We start from the raw sequence: 17,203 nt of genomic DNA on the forward strand, positions 1-17,203 counted from the left end.
CCCCCTGGGCACCGACAGGCGTTGGCGCCCTGGCAGCTACGCTGCAGCACGCTCCACCATCGCGCGCTGGGCCGCGCGATCGCGTTCCAGGCGCGATACTGGATGACCCCGCGGGGGCGACCACGGTCGGGCAAGCAGCCGGTAGCGGCACCTCGCGCTCCACGCGCAGCGCCACCGCCACGCTGCCGTCTCCGAGCGGCTGGACGCTGACGCCGAAGCGCTCGGCGAGGCTGGCCTGATCCAGGATACGCAGGTTGACGTGGACATAGGCTGGCACGGTCGGCTCCTTTACGAGCGGGTATCCGCCATCCAAGATCGGGCTGTCGGGTCCGCAGCGTCGCGGCCGCTATCCCGCCCCGAAAGCGCCGAGACGCAGGCGCATGCGGACCACGGGGAAATCGACGGCATTGCCCAGCATGACGGACGCGGCCTCGACGCGGTCGAAGCCGAGGCGCGCATAGAATGGTTCCGCGGCGAGAGTGGCCAGGCACTCGAAGACCTCGATGCCGTGCGCCGTGGCATCGGCGACGCAGCGCGCGAGGATGCGGGAGCCGACGCCTCGGCGCGTCATGTCGGGACGGGTCGCGAAGTGCCGCAGATGCGCGAGATGCGGCGTGGCGGCTCCGCCGCCGGGTGCCGCCACGGTCCAGCCGCCGCAGCCTAGCGGTGGCCCGGCACCGCCTCCGTCCTCAGCCAGATACCAGGTTCCGCTGCCGAGCAGACTTGCCTGCGGGCGGACCATGTACGGCAGCGCCTGCGCCAGAAGCGACGGTTCATGGCTCGTCCGCAACAGAGAGGAGTAGGAAGCCACCAGCAACGCTTCGACGCGCGCCGCATCGGCCGGCGTGGCGGGCCGGACGACGACGGCCTGTACCGATGCATGCGCGCCGCTCATGCTGCGTCCGGCTCCGCCAGCCATCTGACCTCTCCGGAAACGCGAACCCCTTGCGCTTGGTTTGGGCCAATCGCGACGTGCAGGCGCGATGGCTGGCCCATGTCCTCGCCCTGCAGCACCTCGATGCCGCCGCCATGCGGCCAGCCGATGCGACGGAGGTAGCCGCCCAGCGCCGCCGCGGCTGCCCCCGTCGCCGGGTCCTCGTACACGCCGCCGTAGGGGAAGGGGTTGCGGGCGTGGAAGCGCCGGCTTCCCTCGGCCTGCACGATGTTGAAGGTGCAGATCGCCGCGCGCAGCGCCAGCGCGCGGCCGGCATCGAAATCGTAGGTCAGGGCCGCCAGCCTTTCACGCTCCCGCAGCGCAAGGACGAGGTGCGGGGCGCCCGCATCCGTCACGGCAGGTGGGATCCTCGGGTCGAGGTCGGCGGCGTCGAGCGAGAACAGGCGCAGCGCATCCTCCGTCAGCTCGGGCGAGGCAGGGCGGCTCGTCGCCCGCGGCGACACCAGGGCCGCCAACATGGTGCCGCCCCGTTCCCATCCGTCCACCGTGATAGCCGCGTCGTTGAGGCGGAGGCGAAAGACCTGCGCGCCCAGGCGGGCCGCCAGGGCAGCACCCAGCGCGATGGTGGCATGGCCGCAGAACGCGACCTCGGCTTCCGGTGCGAAGTAGCGGACGCGCCAGCCATCCTGCTCGGGCGCGCCGAAGACGGTCTCCGAATACCCGATCCGCGCCGCCACGGCCTGCATCTCATGGGATGGCGGCAGTGCCTCGAGCAGCACGACGCCTGCGGGGTTGCCGCCCGATCCACCTGAAGAAAAGGCGGCGAGCCGCTGGATGGGAAGCCGGTCGAGGCCGTGCACCGCTTCCTTCCCCGCGGCACTCACGCGGCCGCTGCCTGCGGGCGGCTGTCAGCGCTGCGCGGCCGGTCGTCCATCGGCCATTGCAGGAGCGCCGCGGCAGCGCCGACGCCGACGAGCGCCCACCAGGCGGCGTCGTAGCCCCCCGTCGCGTCAAGCACGATCCCGCCCAGCCACGCCCCGGCGAAGCCACCGAGCTGGTGGCACACGAAGGCCAGGCCGAAGAGCAGGCTGAAATTCGCAAGCCCGAACAGCCTGCCGATGAGAGCGGAGACGAGCGGCACGACGCCGAGCCAGGTCGCGCCCATCACCGCGGCGAAGACCAGCGTGCTGGGCTCGGTCACCGGGGTCGCGAGATAGAGGACGATTGCCGCCGTGCGCGTCGCGTAGATGCCGGCCAGCAGCCGCTTCGGGCTGTATCGCTGCCCCAGCAATCCAAAGGCATAGGAGCCGATGGCGTTGCATACCCCGATGACCGCGAGCGCCGAGGCGCCCACCGAGGGTGCGAGGCCGCACAGCCCCAGGAAGCGAGGGAGATGGGTGGTGATGAACATCAGTTGGAAGCCGCACGCGAAGAAGGCGACCGACATCGCGACAAAGCCGGGATGGCCCATCGCCATTCGCGCCGCGCCCCACGCGCCCAGCGCCGGTCCGGCCTCCTGCCTGGTCGAACCCTGTGCCGGCACCTTCCCGAGCAGGAGGGAGAGCGCGACCATCGCGACGCAGATCCCGGCGAAGGCCAGCGCCGCCTCACGCCATCCGGCCTGGGCAATGAGCGCTTCGCCGAGCGGCGCCAGCACCAGGACGCCCGCGGAGCCCGCGCCGGATACCAGCCCGACGAGCCATCCGCGGCGCTCGGGCGGCGCGGCGCGCGACACGGCGCCGAGGAGCACGCCGAAGCCGGTGCCCGCGATGCCGAGCCCCGTCAACAGGCCGATCCCGATGTCGAGCGCCACGAACCGGCTGCCCGAGACCGCGAAGAGGAGGAGTCCCGCCACGTAAAGCAACCCGCAGCAGAGAAGGACGGGCCGAGCCCCGAAGCGGTCGCCCAGCGCGCCCACGAAGGGCTGGGAAAGGCCCCAGACAAGGTTGTGCAACGCCACCGCAAAGCCGAACGCCGCGGCGGAGGCGCCGAGCGCGGCGGTGCTGGGGGCGAGGAACAGCCCGAAGCATTGCCGGAGCCCCATGGAGACGGACATCACGGCGGCCGCGACCAGCACGATGCGCCAGAGGCCGGGGCTTCCCTTCACATTCGTCACCGGCTTCCGCTTCCTGCACCTGCCCGCCACGTTCGGTTCCGCAGCCGTGCCTGGGAACCGAGTTCTCCTCATGGGCCGCAAGGCACGCTCATCTCCATAGCGCGGCGCCCGCTCCGATCGCGCTTCCACTGCGGTCACGGGATCCCGTTGCCGTCATGGCGGCGGAAGGCATGCTGGGCCTCGAGATGTCGGCAAGGGTGAACGCCTCGCCCACGACATAGGGCCCGGGCGTCGGCGCGGACGCGAAGCGGGTGCCCCAGTCCTCGCGGGCATGGGCGCGACCGGTCTCCTCGCAGGTCCACAGGACCTTTCGGACGTTGATCGAGGAAGCCTTGCCGAGCAGGCGGAGCGTCATCGGTGCAGCCCTGTCCAGAGGGCGAAATCGAGATGGCGCGGGGCGCGTTCGCCGCCACCCGCCACAGGATCGAGGCCGACGTCGCGCAGCAGGCGGGGTTCCAGCGCGGCGACATGCACGCGGTCGCGCCGAAGGCGGATCAGGCGCGCAAGCATCGTCTCACCGGCGGGCCCTTCCCGGCGGCAGCGCCAGCAAAGGTCGTGATCGCCTGCGCGCAGGATCCGGAACGCGAAGGACAGAAGCCCAAGGGTGGGCTCCGCGGCGCTATCCCGGCACGCCATCGGCCACTGTCTCGAATGACACGCTGTTAGCATCGGCGTCACCGTGGAGCGCCTCGACGCAGACCTTCCGCCTGCGCTCGAACCGGAACAGCCCGCAGGGCCTGACGATCGTGGCGCCGAGACGGGCGCGGTGGTGCAGCGACTGCGCCTGCACGCCGCACACCAGGTCGAGGCACGTGAACTCGAGCGTGTCGAGACGCGCCTGTCTTGCCGTCCCACAGCGTTCCAGGTCGCGCCGGTTCGAGGCCGCGACCCATTCCGTCGCGTGCGGCATCATGTCGGCGCGCGCCGGCACGGTGCTCATCGGCAAGGTCCTTCCGAGGTTCGAGGCGCCGCAACAGGCGGCGCTCCGTTTCGAAAAGAGGGTGCCCGCGCCGGCCGGGCGCCGCGAGTGAGAACGGTGCGCGGGTCTTGAGCGCCGTTCACGACGGATCGCCACGGCCGCACGCCATGAGGCGGCTTCAGCCGCCGTGAGGAGTTCTCGCTGTTCGGGCGCACGCCATCCGGAGACCGTCGAGGCATGCCGCTTGTCGTCGGCAGGACGAGGAGGACAGCATGACGCCAGATCCAAGGACCCCGACCGAGCCGCTCCGCCTCGATCGCGACGGCCCCGTCGCCATCGTCAGGCTCGCGCGGCCCGATGCCCTGAATGCGCTGAGCAACGAGCTGATCGGCGGGCTCATGGATGCTCTCGATGCCTTCGAGCTCGATGCGGAGGTGCGGGCCATCGTGATCACTGGAAGTGGCCGCGCCTTCAGCGCCGGCGCGGACATCAAGGGCTTCCTGCCGCACATGCGGCGGGGGGCGCGCGAGGCGGTCGCGCATTTCCTGCGGCCGGGGCAGCAGCTGACGGCGCGGGTCGAGGCCTTCGCAAAGCCGGTCATCGCCGCCGTGAACGGCCTTGCCTTCGGCGGCGGCTGCGAACTTGTCGAGGCCACGCACATCGCGGTCGCCGCAGCCTCGGCGGTGTTCTCGAAGGCCGAAATCAACATCGGCATCATCCCGACCTTCGGGGGAACGCAGCGGCTGCCGCGCAACATCGGTCGCAAGGCCGCGACGGAGCTGATCCTCACGGGCCGCCGCTTCGGCGCCGACGAGGCGCTTCAGCTCGGACTCGTCAACCGGGTAGTGCCGGACGAGGCACTCATGCCGACGGCGCTCGGGCTCGCGCGCGAGATCGCATCCAAGCCGCCGCTCACCGTCTCCGCGGCGCTATCGGCGATCCATCGCGGCCAGGACGCGGCGATCGAGAGCGGACTCGCCATCGAGGAGGCGTCCTTCGCGGCCATCGTGCCAACGCGGGATGCCATCGAGGGGGTCACCGCCTTCGTCGAGAAGCGGCCACCGCAATTCGCGGGGCGCTGAGCCTGCGCTGCGTGCCGGGCGTACCGGCGCTCCTTCTGGAGGAGCGCGGCATCGTCGCGGCGCAATCCATGCCGGCCGGCGGCTTCTTCTCAGCGTCGCGGCTCCGCCACCCCGGCCGTTGCGTTCCTTGTCAGCCACCAAAACAGGGCGGCCGACACGCTCACCGCGAAGCCGGCAAGGCAGACGCCGGGCCATCCGGCGCGCACGTAGATCTGGGTGGAAATGCCGGCACCAAGCGCGCTGCCGACGGAGTAGAAGATCATGTATCCCGCAACGAGGCGGCTGCGCGCCTCGGGACGGGTCATGTAGATGAGGCTCTGGCTCGACACGTGCACGGCCTGCAGGCCGAAAGAGACGGCGACAGCGCCGAGGGCCAGAAGCCACAGCGACGTGTACATCAGGCTGATTGGGATCCAGGCCAGGATCATCAGGATGAGACCCGCCGCGGTTGTCTGCTGGGCGCGGCCGGTATCCGCGAGCCGGCCCGCGAGCGTGGCGCCGATGGCCCCGGCCGCGCCTGCCAGGCCGAACCATCCGATCTCCGTCCGGGTCAGTGACAGGGGCTCCCGCATGAGAGGCAGGACGAGCGGCGTCCAGAGAATGGCGTTGGCCGCGAAGATCAGGGAGGCGAGCGCCGCCCGCACGCGAAGAATGGGCATCTCGACGAACAGCGTCGCGAGCGACCGGAGGAGTTGCCCGTAGCTCAGCGGCCTCGACGGCCGCGGCCCGGCCGGCACGAAGGCCAGCAGGACCATCGCGACCGCGAACATCGCCCCGCTCGCGACGAGGTAGACGGCGCGCCAGCCCAGCAGATCGGCAAGCGTGCCCGACACGCCCCGGGCGAGGAGGATCCCGGTGATGACCCCGCTGGTGACGGCGCCGACCACCCGGCCGCGGCTCGCCGGTGCGGCCAGGAGCGCCGCGTGGGCCACCAGAACCTGCGTGACGACGGCGAGCAGCCCGACCGCGGCGAAGGCCGCAAGACCGACGGCGACCGTTTCCGCCGTTGCGACGGCCAGCAAGGCCGTCGAGGCGAGCAGCGTCTGGCCGATGATGAGCTTCCTGCGGTCCACGAGGTCACCGAGCGGCACCAGGAACAGAAGTCCCAGGCCGTAGCCCAGCTGCGTCACCGTGGTGACCGCTCCGGCGGCGGCGTGGCTGATCCCGAACTCGTCGGCGATGCTGTCGAGCAGCGGTTCGGCAAAGGTGATGCAGGCGACGGAGAGGCCGCAGGCGGCTGCGAGCAGCGCGACGAGACCTCGCCCGGGGCTCCGCGAAGCATGCGGCGGGAAGACGATACCTTCGGTGCCGACGGATACGTGCCTGGCCGTGCGAAGGGGAGGTCCGCGCACGCCGTCAGATGCCACCGCGGTAATCCCTCCAGAATGCCTGCCTTGCTGCGTGCTCGGCCTCGTAGCGGTTGATGCCGAAGTCCCGCAGCTCCTGGTCGGACAGGGATCTCAGTTCGCTGGACTCGGCAAGGCGGCGTCTCCACAGATGCAGGAGCGTCGCCACCCGTCCGAAGGCTGCGTGCATGACGGCACGCACCGACAGGCCAAGGCGCGAGGGTACGGCTGCCGGTTGGATCGGGCTCCCATCGATTCTGGTCATTGGGTCCGGTGCGGCCGAACCCGCGAGCCCGAGCGACGCGGACTTGTTCGCCATGACGACCTCCTAGCTGCGCCAGAACGGCTTCGACGCCTCGCGCAGCGCGTCGCAACGGCTGATGCCGATGTCCTTCAGCGATGCATCGGACAACCTCGCGAGCCTGCGCCGCTGCGTCACGCGTTCGATCCAGACCGCGAGGATGCGGGATGCGCCCTCGAGCGGCCTGCGGTCATCGGTGCGAGGGGCGGCGGCGATCGAGTCCATGCCCTCAGCGTGGGGCGACCGACCGCATCGGGCGAACGCGAACTCCTCAACCCCTGTGAGGCGTCATCATCGCGCGCCTGCTCGACCGAACCGCCCCGCCGCACGCCCGACCGGCGCCCGCATGACATGACAGCCATGCTGACCTGCTGGTGGAAGACCGGTGCGGTTGGATGCCGAATGGCGAAGGAGGTCACTGGATCATGGCGCACCGTCTGCCACCCCTTGCAGGCCTGCGTGTCTTCGAGGCGGCTGGCCGCTGCGGCGGCTTCACCGCGGCGGCCGCCGAACTGGGCGTGACGCCGAGCGCCGTCAGCCACGGCGTTCGAACGCTGGAAGATTCGCTCGGGGTGCCGCTGTTCCACCGGGACCAGCGCGGCATGCGGCTCACGCCCGCCGGCGAGAAGCTGCTCGCCGAAGCGACCCGCGCCTTCGAGGGACTATCGCGTTGCATGGACACGCTGACGGAACCGCGGGCAGGACGCCGGTTGACGGGCAGCGTGGCACCGACCTTCGCGACGGGATGGCTGCTCCCGCGGCTGCCCGACCTCCGGCGGCGGCACCCTTCTCTCGACCTCGCCATCTCCACGGAGCGCGAGCATGTGGAACTCGGCGACGGGCGCTTCGACTTCGCGATCCGCATGGCCGGCGCGCCCGTCGGGCCGGCGGAGTGGCACCGCCTGGCGCCGGTCGGCCTGCTGCCGGTGGCCGCGCCGGATTGCCGGCTGTCGCTGGCTGAAGCACTGGCGCGCCTGCCTGCCATTCATGTCATGGTCGCTGCCGAGGATTGGGCGGCCTGGGCGGCGTTGCGCGGCCTGCCGGCGCCCGATCCGTCGCGCGGACTCCGCTTCGACACGGTGCAGCTTGCGCTGAACGCGGCTGCGCAGGGCCTGGGCCTCGCCCTGGCGAGGCTGCCGGTCTGCGCGGACGACATCGCGGCTGGCCGCGTGCGGGCGCTTGACGAGCCGGTGGAGGGCGGCACCGCCTATTGGCTCGTGACCCGCCCGGGCCTGCTGCGGCAGCGCGAGGGGAGGTTGCTTGCGACCTGGCTGCGCGAGCAGCTGGGGAGCACGACGCCGGTGGCCTGACCGGTGATCGCGCCGCCCGCTCAGGCAGGCGGCGCTAGCCCCGCACAACAGTCGCTGTCCGCGGCAGGGTGAAGGGTTGCACGGCCGCGGCGAAGGCCGGCATCGCCTCGCAGGCGGCGGCGTGGCTCGCCAGCCGCGGACGCCGGGCCGGTACATCCAGCCGCGGATGCGCCTCCGCCAGGAACCGAAGCGCGCAGGTGACGGCGATGTCCGCATGGCCGGGCGTCGGTCCGAACCAGAATGGCGTCTCACATTCCGCCCGGGCCGTCTCGAGCGCCGGGATCGCGGCCTCGATCTGGAAGCGGCAGCGCGCCGTCCAGGCATCGAAGACCGTGTCATGCCTGAGCTGCTCGTACAGCAGGCTGACCATCTTGTCGCAAAGGCCGGTCGCGATGGCGCAGACGCGCAAGGCGGTGCGGCGCTGCGGACCGCCAGACGCGATCAGGCGGGCCTCGCCGGCGATCTCGTCCAGATGGTCCAGGATCGCCGTGCTGTCGATAAGCACCTCGCCGCCATCCAGTACCAGCGCCGGCACGCGCCGGAGCGGGTTGAGCAGGGCGACGCGCTCGGCATCGCCGAAGGCCGACCAGGGATGGTGGTCATACCGCAAGCCGAGGATGTTGAGCGCGACCGCGACGCGTCGCACGAAAGGCGAGTCGTAAGGGCCGACCAGGATCATCGCTGTTCTCCGGGCATCGCGGCACGACGCTAGCGACTGCTCGGATGCGGAGCCATCTGCCGTCCCGCAGCGCCGAAAGCGTTGTCCGGCCGCGCTAAGCCGCTTCAGCTGCTGGGGATTTCGCGCAAGGCGCGCTTCCGCAGATGAGCGTCGTTCAGCGCCGATGAAGAGATCGACGCTGCCGCCCTACCACGGGCCTTCGCGCAGCCAGGCTTCAAGCGTCGCGAGCCGGTCCTGGCCCCAGAAGGCTTCGCCGTCCACCGTGAAGAACGGCGCGCCGAAGACACCCTGCGCCAGCGCCTCATCCGTCGCGTCGCGCAGCGCCGCGCGCGCAGCCGGCGACAGCGCGTCGGCCGCCGCCGCTTCGGCGACCGGGCCAAGACGCGCCGCAAAAGCCCGGGCCGGATCGGCATCGCCGAGCACCTCGCCGCGTGCGAAGGCCGCCATGAAGGCCTCGCGAGCGAACCGCGCGGCAAGGGAGTGATCACGCAGCGCGATTGCGTGGAACACCCTGCCGAGGGCCACGGAGGTACCGGGCGCCGGGCTTGGCGTCGCAAAGGGCAGCCCTGCGCGCCGCGCAAGTCTCGCAACGTCTCGCCGGGCATAGTCGCCGCGCAGCGGCTGCTGCCCGAGCGGGACCATGCCGGTGCTGCGGAAGATGACCCCGAGCAGGATGGCGCGCCATCGCACGGGGCGGCCGCAACGCTGCGCCACCGCTTCCACCTGGGTCGAGGCGAGCCACGCATAGGGCGAGCCGAAGTCGAACCAGAAGGTGATGGGCTCGCGCGCTGCCTGCGTCATGCGGCGCCCGCCGGGCGGAAGCCGTATCCCGCATCAGCCGGGAGATCGGCCGGTGGCGGCCCGTCCTCGGTCATCGGGTCCTCGGTCCGACGGGCATGGGCGTTGCGCCACACCACCACAGCATTCCGACGCGCACCTCAGTCCCTGCGAAAGCCTCTGCCGACGTCGCCGGGCCGGGCGAGGAGCCGCGTCGTCACGCCTGCGTCGATGCGGCGCCAGCTTCGAGATCGAAGCCCTTCGACGTGATGAGCCATTTCGAATCGATGCGATGCCAGGTCAGATAATCCACGAACTCCTGGGCGGCGATCCTCAGGCGCACCTTCACAAATGCCATGGCGTCGGACGTGAAATCCATCAGCAGGATCTCGTCCCGGCGTGCCGCGTCGAGCGACTTCGGCGACCGCCTCTCCTGCAGGATCTCCTTGTACATCGAAGCCGACCACATGACGAACCGGCCGTTGCGATAGCCGTGCAGCTGGACGGTCGGCGCGACGACGGTGTCGAACGCCGACGTGTCGGAATCGTACATCAGGTCGAAGTAGCGCTGCACGGCCGGGATCAGCGCCGCACGTCTTTCGGCCTGGGTCGTCGCGTCGGCCTGCGATGTCGGGATCAAGGTCTGTGTCCTTCCTGGTGGCGAGGAGGGGCTGGGAGCGTCACGCCGGATAGGGCGTTCCGTCCTTCCTGGTGAAACGCCACCGGCCATCCTCTCCCAGCACGGCCTTGAGGTCGTCGTCGGGGTAGCGTCCCTCGTCGCCCGCGGTGCGGTCGCCGATCTCCAGGATGACGCAGTCGCGCTCCGTCCGGTTCTCCAGGTGGTGCGCGGTGCCATTCGCCGGGAACCCCGCGACCATGCCGGGCCGCAGCCGCGTCTGCCCCGCATCGGTGAACAGCGTCGGCTCGCCCTCGAGCACGTAGATGAACTCGTCCTGCCTGCTGTGGACGTGGTGCACGGCCGACGCCGCGCCGGGCCGCAGCAGGGTGAGGTTCACACCGAAGTTCCGCAGGCCGAAGATGTCGCCGAGCGGGCGCTTCACGCGGCCTGCCACGCGCGCGGCAAAGGGCTCCGGGTAGTTGCTCGGCTTGGCGCGCGCAGGTGCTTCGGCGGCGACGATGGCGGCTTGCGGCGGTGTCTGCGCGGCATCGCTCATGGGACCTCTCCTGGCCGGAACGGGTGGCCCAGGCTAGCACCGCCGATTCCGTCATCGTGGTGCGCGAATGCCCGAGCGCCGATGATTTCTCCTCATGAGGGCGAAGGCGGCTTCATGACCGGCAAGGGCGTTATGCCGGCTGTTGCAGCAGGAGGACGCCCAGCGACACGCCTCGAGGATCGCAGCAGCTCGGCCTGCGGGATCTCGTCGGCCGCGAAGCCGCGCGGCGAGCAGCACGCGAGGAACAGCGGATCGCGCCGCGCCGTCAGGCAGCGTTTGTGCGCATTCCACGCTTGTGCACCGCATCATCCCACTGGACTCCTGCCGACATTCGTAGAATATATCCCCCTATGACCCTGAAATTCTACGCCACCGTGGAAGATTTTTCTCTACGCCCGGCTAGCGCGCGCAGGACGCGTCGCCGCCCGAAGGCGTGTCGACGCATGGAGCATTTCCTATGCCCCTCCATCGCGTCCGCCTTCCATTAGCCGGAGATCCACCATGACCCGCACCACTGGCCGCCGCCCGCTCCTCGCCGGGCTCGGCGCCCTCGCCCTGCCCGGCGCCGCCCTGGCGCAGACCGCCGCCCCCACGCGTGGCGGCGCGCTGATCTACCTGGAGCAGCAGACCTACACCCAGCTCTACCCGCCGGCCGGCGGCTTCTATCCGAATGGCGGCGTGCTCAATCAGATCCTCGACCGGCTCACCTGGCAGAACCCGCAGACGCTCGAGGTCGAGCCCTGGATCGCCGAGAGCTGGACGGTCAACGCCGACGCCACTGAATACGTCTTCCGCCTGCGCCCCGGCGTCACCTTCTCCGACGGCACGCCGCTCGATGCCGCGGCCGTGGCACGCAACTTCGACGCCTTCGGCCTCGGCAACCGCGATCTCCGCCTGCCGGTCTCCGAGGTGATCGTGAACTACGTGCGGTCCGAGGTGGTGGACCCGCTGACGGTGCGCTTCGTCTTCAGCCGGCCCTCGCCCGGCTTCCTGCAGGGCACCTCCGTCATCGGCTCCGGGCTGGTGGCGGCGCGCACGCTGGCGGTGCCCTTCGACCAGCTTGGGGACGCGACGCGCATCATCGGCTCGGGCCCCTTCGTGGTGGGGCGCCAGGTGCTGGGGCGGGAGCTCACGCTGAACGCGCGGGCGGACTATGCCTGGGGCCCGCGCAACCACCCGCACCAGGGCCGCGCGCTGCTCGATTCCATCCGGATCATCGTCACGCCCGAGGACAGCGTGCGCATCGGCGCGCTGCAGGCCGGCCAGGCGCATGTCATCCGCCAGATCCAGGCCTATGACGAGGCGCAGGTCGCCGCCCGCGGCTTCCAGCTCTTCGCGCCGTCGACGCGCGGCGTGAACAACTCCATCGCCTTCCGACCCGACAACCCGCTGGTCGCCGATCTGCGCGTCCGTCGCGCGCTGCTGCACGCGACCAATGCGCGGGAGGTCGTGGACACGCTGTTCTCCGCCAACTACCCCGTCGCGACTTCCGTCATCGCCTCCACCGCCAGGGGCTACGTCAACCTCGCGGAGCAGCTGCGCTTCGACCTGGCGCTCGCCAACCAGCTGCTGGACGAGGCGGGCTGGACGCGCGGCGCGGATGGGATCCGGCAGAAGGACGGGCGGCCACTCGTTCTCACCGCCTATGAGAGCCCGCCGCAGCCCCGCAACAAGGACACGCTGCAGCTCGTCGCGCAGCAATGGGCGCGGGTCGGCGTGCGGCTGAACGTGCTGGCCGGCGACCTCGGCAGCCGCGTGCAGGACAGCCTCGACCCCGTGCGCACGCCGGTCTCGCCAGCCATGGTCGGGCGCGCCGATCCCGACGTGATCCGCAGCAACTACCACCCGCTGACGCGCAACGTGCTGCTGCAGCAGGGCGGCGTCAGCCAGCGCGTGCAGTCCTTCCGCGACGACCGTTTGAACACCCTGCTCGACGCCATCGCCTCCGAACCCGACGCCGAGAAGCGGCTTGCGCTGACGGCCGACGTCCAGCGCTACATCCTCGACCAGGCCTATGTCGTGCCGCTGTTCGAGGAGCCGCAGGTCTTCGCCGCTGCGCCGCGCCTGCGCGGGCTGGGTTTCGAGGCGGTCGGGCGGCCGCATTTCTACGGCGCCTGGCTGGCGGCGCGATGATGCAGAGCATCGCCGTCCGCGCCGGACAGGGGCTGGTGGTGCTGCTGGCCGCCTTCACGGTGGCCTTCGCGCTGCTGCAGGCCCTGCCGGGCGATGCCGTGCTGATCAAGTTCCTCGGCACCGACATGGGCCTGACGCCGGAGCAGGTTGCGGACATCCGCATCGCCTACGGCGCCGATGCGCCGCTGTGGCAGCAATACCTGCACACGCTCGGCAACTTCCTCTCGGGCGAGTTCGGGTACTCCATCCGCTCGGGCGTGCCGGTGGCGCGGCTGATCGCGGAGAACCTGCCCTCCACGCTCCTCCTCGCCGGCCTCGCCTTCCTGCTGGCCTGCGTGCTGGCGGCGATCCTCGCCGCGCTCAGCCAGGTCGAGGGCTTCGGCTGGGTGCGTGCCGCCGCGCGCTCCGCGCCCTCGGTCTTCGTCGCGGTGCCTGTCTTCTGGCTCGGCATCATGCTGATCCAGGTCTTCTCCTTCACGCTCGGCTGGGTCTCGATCATCGCGCCGGAGCCGTGGGAGGAGCTGCTGCTGCCGGTGGTGGCGCTGTCCATCCCGATCTCGGCGCCGATCGCCGGCGTGCTGATCCGCAACCTCGACGCTGCCATGGCCGAGCCCTTCGTGGCGGTCGCGCGCGCCAAGGGCGCGCGGCAGGGCTGGGTGCTGCGCCGCCACGCTGCGCGCGTCGCGCTGCCGCCGGCCGCCACCATGGGCGGCGTGCTGTTCGGCGAGCTGCTGGGCGGCGCCGTGGTCACCGAGGCGGTGTTCGGCCTCGGCGGCCTCGGCGGGCTCACGCAGCAGGCGGTCGCGAACCAGGACGTCGCGGTGCTGCAGGCGGTGGTGGTGATCTCGGCGCTGGGCTTCGTGCTCGTATCCCTGCTGGTGGACCTGCTGCATCCGCTGCTCGATCCACGGCTCGGCGCACGCGGAGTGCAGGCGGCATGAGCGACGTCGCGACGCTGGCGGCCGCGCCCGCCCTGCCGCGCCGGCGCGTGCCGGTCGGGCTTGTGCTGGCCTGGGCGGTGCTGGCGACAGTCCTCGCCTGGGCGGTGGCGCCGGGCCTCTTCACCGCCTACAGCCCCGTCGTCGGCACGCCCGGCGCGCAACTGCTGCCGCCGGGCGCGGACCACCTGCTCGGCACCGACGGGCTGGGGCGCGACGGCTTCGCCCGCGTGGTCTACGGCGCGCGGGAATCGTTGCTGGGCGCGGCGCTCGCCGTCGGCGTCGGCCTCGCGCTCGGCACGCTCGTCGGCCTGCTGGCGGGCGCGGCGGGCGGCTTGGTGGACGCCGTGCTGATGCGTGCGGTGGACACCGCGCTCGCCATCCCCGGGCTGCTGCTCTCGCTCTCGGTCATCATCCTGCTCGGCTTCGGCACGCTGAATGCGGCGATCGCGGTGGGCCTGGTCTCGGTCGCGCATTTCGCCCGCCTGGCTCGGTCCGAGGTGCTGCGCGTGCGCCGTGCCGACTACGTGGAGGCCGCCTTCGGATCGGGCGGTCGCTTCGGCGCGGTGCTGGTCCGCCACGTGCTGCCGAACGCGCTGACCTCCGTCCTTGCCCTGGCGGCGCTGCAATTCGGCTCGGCGATCCTCGCGCTCTCGACGCTCGGGTTCCTCGGCTACGGCGCGCCGCCGCCGACGCCGGAATGGGGGCTGCTGGTCGCCGAGGGGCGCGACTTCCTCGGCCGCGCGCCCTGGCTCGCCGCGGCGCCCGGCCTCGTCATCCTGCTCGTCGTCGTCTCGACCGAGCGCGTCGGCCGCAGCCTCGGGGGGACCCGGTCATGAACCTTGCACGCTTCCCGCTGCCCGCGCCCGCCACGCTCGGCACCGGCGTCCCGGTTCTGGAGGTGGAGGACCTCGTTATCCGCTACGGCGCGCGGCGCGTGCTGCACGGCCTGTCGCTGCGCATCGCACCGGGCGAGGTCGTAGCCCTGGTCGGCGAATCCGGCTCGGGCAAGACCACCACTGCGCAGGCCGTCATCGGCCTGCTACCGCCTGGCGGCGCGATCGAGTCCGGCACGGTCCACTTCGACGGCGCCGACATCACGGCCTGGCCCGAACGCCGTCTTGCGCCGCTGCGCGGCGCGCGGATGAGCCTGGTGCCGCAGGACCCGACCACCTCGCTCAACCCGGTCCGCACAATCGGCGCGCAGGTGGCCGAGATCCTCCAGCTGCACGGCGAACGCGACCGCGAGAGGCTGCGCGCCCGCACCCTCGCGCTGCTCGAGCGCGTTGGCCTGGCGCCGGCGGCGCTGCGCGCACGGCAGTATCCGCACGAGCTCTCCGGCGGGATGCGCCAGCGCGTGCTGATCGCGATCGCGGTGGCGCTGCGCCCCGGCCTGGTCATCGCGGACGAGCCGACCAGCGCGCTCGACGTGACGGTGCAGCGCGAGGTGCTGGACCTGCTCGACGAGCTGCGGCGGGAGGATGGGACGGCGATGCTGCTCGTCACCCACGACCTCGGTATCGCAGCCGACCGTGCCGACCGCGTGGTGGTGCTCCGCGACGGCCGCGTGCAGGAGGAAGGGCCGGTGCGCCAGGTGCTGGCCGCACCGCGCAGCGCCTATGCCGCGCAGCTGCTGCGCGACGCGCCGGGGCTGGCCACGCCGCGGCTGCGCCCCGCGCCGCACCCGGGGGCGGAGATCGCGGTCCGCGTCGAGGGCCTGGTGCAGGACTACCCCTGCGCCGATGGACGCGCCTTCCGTGCCGTGAGCGACATCGGCTTCGAGATCGCGGCCGGCACGACCCATGCGCTGGTCGGCGAATCTGGCTCCGGCAAGACCACCACGGCGCGCGCCGTCGCCGGCTTCCTCCGCCCCACCGCCGGGCGCGTCGCGCTGTTCGGCACGGAGGTCACCGCGCTGCGCGGCGAGGCGCTGCGGCGCCTGCGGCGCGACGTGCAGCTGGTCTTCCAGAACCCCTTCGCCTCGCTCGACCCGCGACAGGATGTCGCCGCCATCATCGAGGAGCCGCTGCGCAACTTCGAGCCGATCCCCCGCGCCGAGCGCGCCCGGCGCGCGGCGGAGGCGGCGGAGCGCGTCGGCCTGTCGGGCGAGCTGCTGGCGCGCCGCCCCGCCGCGCTCTCCGGCGGGCAGCGCCAGCGCGTCGCGATCGCCCGCGCCCTGGTGCTGCGCCCGCGCGTGCTGGTGCTGGACGAGGCGGTCTCGGCGCTCGACGTCACCGTGCAGGCGGCTGTGCTCGATCTGCTGCACGGGTTGCAGCGGGAGCTCGGCCTGACCTACCTCTTCGTCTCGCATGACCTTGCCGTCGTGCGGCTGGTGGCGGACAGCGTGTCCGTCATGCGAGGCGGGCGTGTAGTGGAAGCCGGCCCCGCCGAGCGCGTCTTCACTGACCCACGGACCGACTACGCGCGCGCGCTGATCGCCGCGGTGCCCGGAGGCGCCGCCCGTAGCGCCGCCTGAACACAGGAGAGTTCCACCCATGGCCACTTCCAGGCCGCTCCGCCTAGGCTTCTTCACCCGCCTGCTCGACGAGGGCAGCGCGGCCGAGCGGTATCGCTGCGCCACCGAGCAGATCCAGCGCGCCGAGGCCTTCGGCTTCGACACGGCCTGGGTCGCGCAGCACCATTTCCACGAGGCGGAGGGCGGGCTGCCGGCGCCGCTCGTCTTCCTCGCCCATGTCGCGGCGCGCACCAGCCGCATCCGACTCGGCACCGGCGTCGTCACGCTGCCGATGGAGCAGCCGATCCGCGTCGCGGAGGACGCCGCCGTCCTCGACATCCTGTCGGGCGGCCGGCTCGAGCTCGGCGTCGGCTCGGGCGGCAACCCCACCGCCTTCGCCGCCTTCGGCCTCGGGAATGACGACCGGCGGAGCGTGTTCGAGGCGCATCTCGCCACGCTGCGGGATGCGCTCGGCGGCCAGGCGCTGCCCGGCGGCGATCGGATCTATCCGGCGCGGCCCGGCCTGCTCGACCGCATCTGGTTCGCGACCTTCTCGGTGGAGGGCGCGCGCGCCGCGGGGCGGCTCGGCACCGGGCTGCTGCTCTCCCGCACGCAGCCGCGCACCGCGGACGAGCCGGACGCCACGCTGGCCGACATCCAGGACCCGATGGTGGACGCCTATCTCGGCGCGCTGCCTGTCGGCGTCGCCCCGCGCATCCTCGCTTCGCGCTCCGTCTTCGTCGCCGACAGCCGGGCGGAGGCGCTGCGCCATGCGGAGGTAGGGCTGCGCCGCTTCCAGGCGCGGCTGGCGGCGACCGGCCGCGGCGGGCCGCCCGACCTGCCGCTGGCCGACATCATCCGCCGGCAGGACGTGCACCTCGGCACGCCGGAGGAGGTCCTCGCCTCGCTCCGCGCGGACCGCGTGCTGGACCGCGCGACGGATCTGGCGGTGCAGGTCCATTCGGTGGACCCGCCGCATGCGCTTGTGCTGCGCTCCATCGAGCTGGTCGCAACCGCGGTTGCGCCCGCGCTGGGCTGGCGGCCGGCCGCGCCGGCGCTGCGCGTCGCCTGAGGAGA

The 17,203-nt window shown here is 71.8% G+C and carries 20 protein-coding genes; 7 read left to right on the top strand and 13 right to left on the bottom strand.

Features of this window, described 5'->3' with window-relative positions; all coding sequences use genetic code 11:
- Window positions 1–346 precede the first annotated feature (346 nt).
- The 6 genes from ACLF3M_RS09455 to ACLF3M_RS09480 all read right to left on the bottom strand — a co-directional run bounded on the left by ACLF3M_RS09455 (window position 347) and on the right by ACLF3M_RS09480 (window position 3,951).
- Complete coding sequence (locus ACLF3M_RS09455) at window positions 347–895, bottom strand: GNAT family N-acetyltransferase (protein ID WP_430656657.1); 549 nt, start codon at window positions 893–895, stop codon at window positions 347–349.
- A complete protein-coding gene (locus ACLF3M_RS09460; RefSeq protein ID WP_430656658.1) occupies window positions 892–1,779 on the bottom strand; it encodes a PhzF family phenazine biosynthesis protein in 888 nt (295 codons plus the stop codon). Before ACLF3M_RS09460 ends, ACLF3M_RS09455 begins: the two co-directional genes overlap by 4 nt.
- Window positions 1,776–3,011 carry an MFS transporter gene (locus ACLF3M_RS09465; protein ID WP_430656660.1) on the bottom strand — a complete coding sequence of 412 codons (1,236 nt, stop codon included), beginning with the start codon at window positions 3,009–3,011 and terminating at the stop codon, window positions 1,776–1,778. The genes ACLF3M_RS09460 and ACLF3M_RS09465 overlap by 4 nt, the downstream gene beginning before the upstream one ends.
- 88 nt (window positions 3,012–3,099) lie before the next feature.
- Window positions 3,100–3,366: a hypothetical protein gene (locus ACLF3M_RS09470; protein ID WP_430656661.1), complete on the bottom strand. Its 267-nt coding sequence runs from the start codon at window positions 3,364–3,366 to the stop codon at window positions 3,100–3,102.
- A complete protein-coding gene (locus ACLF3M_RS09475; RefSeq protein ID WP_430656662.1) occupies window positions 3,363–3,521 on the bottom strand; it encodes a hypothetical protein in 159 nt (52 codons plus the stop codon). Before ACLF3M_RS09475 ends, ACLF3M_RS09470 begins: the two co-directional genes overlap by 4 nt.
- A gap of 109 nt (window positions 3,522–3,630) precedes the next feature.
- The gene (locus ACLF3M_RS09480; RefSeq protein ID WP_430656663.1) at window positions 3,631–3,951 is read right to left on the bottom strand and encodes a hypothetical protein; all 321 of its coding nucleotides are present in this window, start codon (window positions 3,949–3,951) and stop codon (window positions 3,631–3,633) included.
- A 251-nt stretch (window positions 3,952–4,202) separates the two neighbouring features.
- Between ACLF3M_RS09480 and ACLF3M_RS09485 the strand changes: the two genes are divergently transcribed.
- Entirely contained in the window at window positions 4,203–5,012 is an 810-nt protein-coding gene (locus ACLF3M_RS09485) for an enoyl-CoA hydratase-related protein (RefSeq protein WP_430656664.1), read from the top strand.
- Window positions 5,013–5,101: 89 nt separating this feature from the next.
- Here the strand turns inward: ACLF3M_RS09485 and ACLF3M_RS09490 are convergent, their stop codons facing one another.
- Genes ACLF3M_RS09490 through ACLF3M_RS09500 form a run of 3 tightly spaced genes read right to left on the bottom strand, consistent with a single transcriptional unit; the run spans window position 5,102 to window position 6,884 of the window.
- Window positions 5,102–6,379, bottom strand: a complete 1,278-nt coding sequence (locus ACLF3M_RS09490; protein ID WP_430656665.1) for an MFS transporter — start codon at window positions 6,377–6,379, stop codon at window positions 5,102–5,104.
- Entirely contained in the window at window positions 6,369–6,677 is a 309-nt protein-coding gene (locus ACLF3M_RS09495) for a DUF1127 domain-containing protein (RefSeq protein WP_430656666.1), read from the bottom strand. The genes ACLF3M_RS09490 and ACLF3M_RS09495 overlap by 11 nt, the downstream gene beginning before the upstream one ends.
- Window positions 6,678–6,686: 9 nt before the next feature.
- A complete protein-coding gene (locus tag ACLF3M_RS09500) occupies window positions 6,687–6,884 on the bottom strand; it encodes a DUF1127 domain-containing protein (protein ID WP_430656667.1) in 198 nt (65 codons plus the stop codon).
- 200 nt (window positions 6,885–7,084) lie between these two features.
- Here ACLF3M_RS09500 and ACLF3M_RS09505 point away from each other — a divergent pair, with 200 nt between their 5' ends.
- Window positions 7,085–7,969: a LysR substrate-binding domain-containing protein gene (locus ACLF3M_RS09505; protein WP_430656668.1), complete on the top strand. Its 885-nt coding sequence runs from the start codon at window positions 7,085–7,087 to the stop codon at window positions 7,967–7,969.
- Window positions 7,970–8,003: 34 nt separating this feature from the next.
- Here the strand turns inward: ACLF3M_RS09505 and ACLF3M_RS09510 are convergent, their stop codons facing one another.
- From ACLF3M_RS09510 to ACLF3M_RS09525, 4 genes are all read right to left on the bottom strand, one after another.
- Window positions 8,004–8,648: a glutathione S-transferase family protein gene (locus ACLF3M_RS09510; RefSeq protein WP_430656669.1), complete on the bottom strand. Its 645-nt coding sequence runs from the start codon at window positions 8,646–8,648 to the stop codon at window positions 8,004–8,006.
- Window positions 8,649–8,834: 186 nt separating this feature from the next.
- Window positions 8,835–9,449: a 2-hydroxychromene-2-carboxylate isomerase gene (locus ACLF3M_RS09515; protein WP_430656670.1), complete on the bottom strand. Its 615-nt coding sequence runs from the start codon at window positions 9,447–9,449 to the stop codon at window positions 8,835–8,837.
- 193 nt (window positions 9,450–9,642) lie between these two features.
- On the bottom strand, window positions 9,643–10,065 hold the full coding sequence (locus ACLF3M_RS09520; RefSeq protein WP_430656671.1) for a nuclear transport factor 2 family protein: 423 nt from the start codon (window positions 10,063–10,065) through the stop codon (window positions 9,643–9,645).
- Between the two features lie 40 nt (window positions 10,066–10,105).
- Window positions 10,106–10,600 (bottom strand): cupin domain-containing protein, encoded by a 495-nt coding sequence (locus tag ACLF3M_RS09525; RefSeq protein WP_430656672.1) that lies wholly within the window; start codon window positions 10,598–10,600, stop codon window positions 10,106–10,108.
- Window positions 10,601–11,101: 501 nt separating this feature from the next.
- Between ACLF3M_RS09525 and ACLF3M_RS09530 the strand changes: the two genes are divergently transcribed.
- Genes ACLF3M_RS09530 through ACLF3M_RS09550 form a run of 5 tightly spaced genes read left to right on the top strand, consistent with a single transcriptional unit; the run spans window position 11,102 to window position 17,198 of the window.
- Window positions 11,102–12,733: a TIGR04028 family ABC transporter substrate-binding protein gene (locus tag ACLF3M_RS09530; RefSeq protein ID WP_430656673.1), complete on the top strand. Its 1,632-nt coding sequence runs from the start codon at window positions 11,102–11,104 to the stop codon at window positions 12,731–12,733.
- A complete protein-coding gene (locus ACLF3M_RS09535; protein WP_430656674.1) occupies window positions 12,730–13,674 on the top strand; it encodes an ABC transporter permease in 945 nt (314 codons plus the stop codon). The genes ACLF3M_RS09530 and ACLF3M_RS09535 overlap by 4 nt, the downstream gene beginning before the upstream one ends.
- Window positions 13,671–14,510: an ABC transporter permease gene (locus ACLF3M_RS09540; RefSeq protein ID WP_430656675.1), complete on the top strand. Its 840-nt coding sequence runs from the start codon at window positions 13,671–13,673 to the stop codon at window positions 14,508–14,510. The genes ACLF3M_RS09535 and ACLF3M_RS09540 overlap by 4 nt, the downstream gene beginning before the upstream one ends.
- Window positions 14,507–16,147, top strand: coding sequence for a dipeptide ABC transporter ATP-binding protein (locus tag ACLF3M_RS09545; protein WP_430656676.1), 1,641 nt, complete (start codon window positions 14,507–14,509; stop codon window positions 16,145–16,147). The genes ACLF3M_RS09540 and ACLF3M_RS09545 overlap by 4 nt, the downstream gene beginning before the upstream one ends.
- A 19-nt stretch (window positions 16,148–16,166) precedes the next feature.
- Window positions 16,167–17,198 carry a putative FMN-dependent luciferase-like monooxygenase gene (locus ACLF3M_RS09550; RefSeq protein WP_430656677.1) on the top strand — a complete coding sequence of 344 codons (1,032 nt, stop codon included), beginning with the start codon at window positions 16,167–16,169 and terminating at the stop codon, window positions 17,196–17,198.
- The last annotated feature ends 5 nt before the right edge of the window (window positions 17,199–17,203 follow it).

It is taken from the genome of Falsiroseomonas sp. HW251 (genome assembly GCF_050563545.1).
Lineage (GTDB): Bacteria > Pseudomonadota > Alphaproteobacteria > Acetobacterales > Acetobacteraceae > Falsiroseomonas.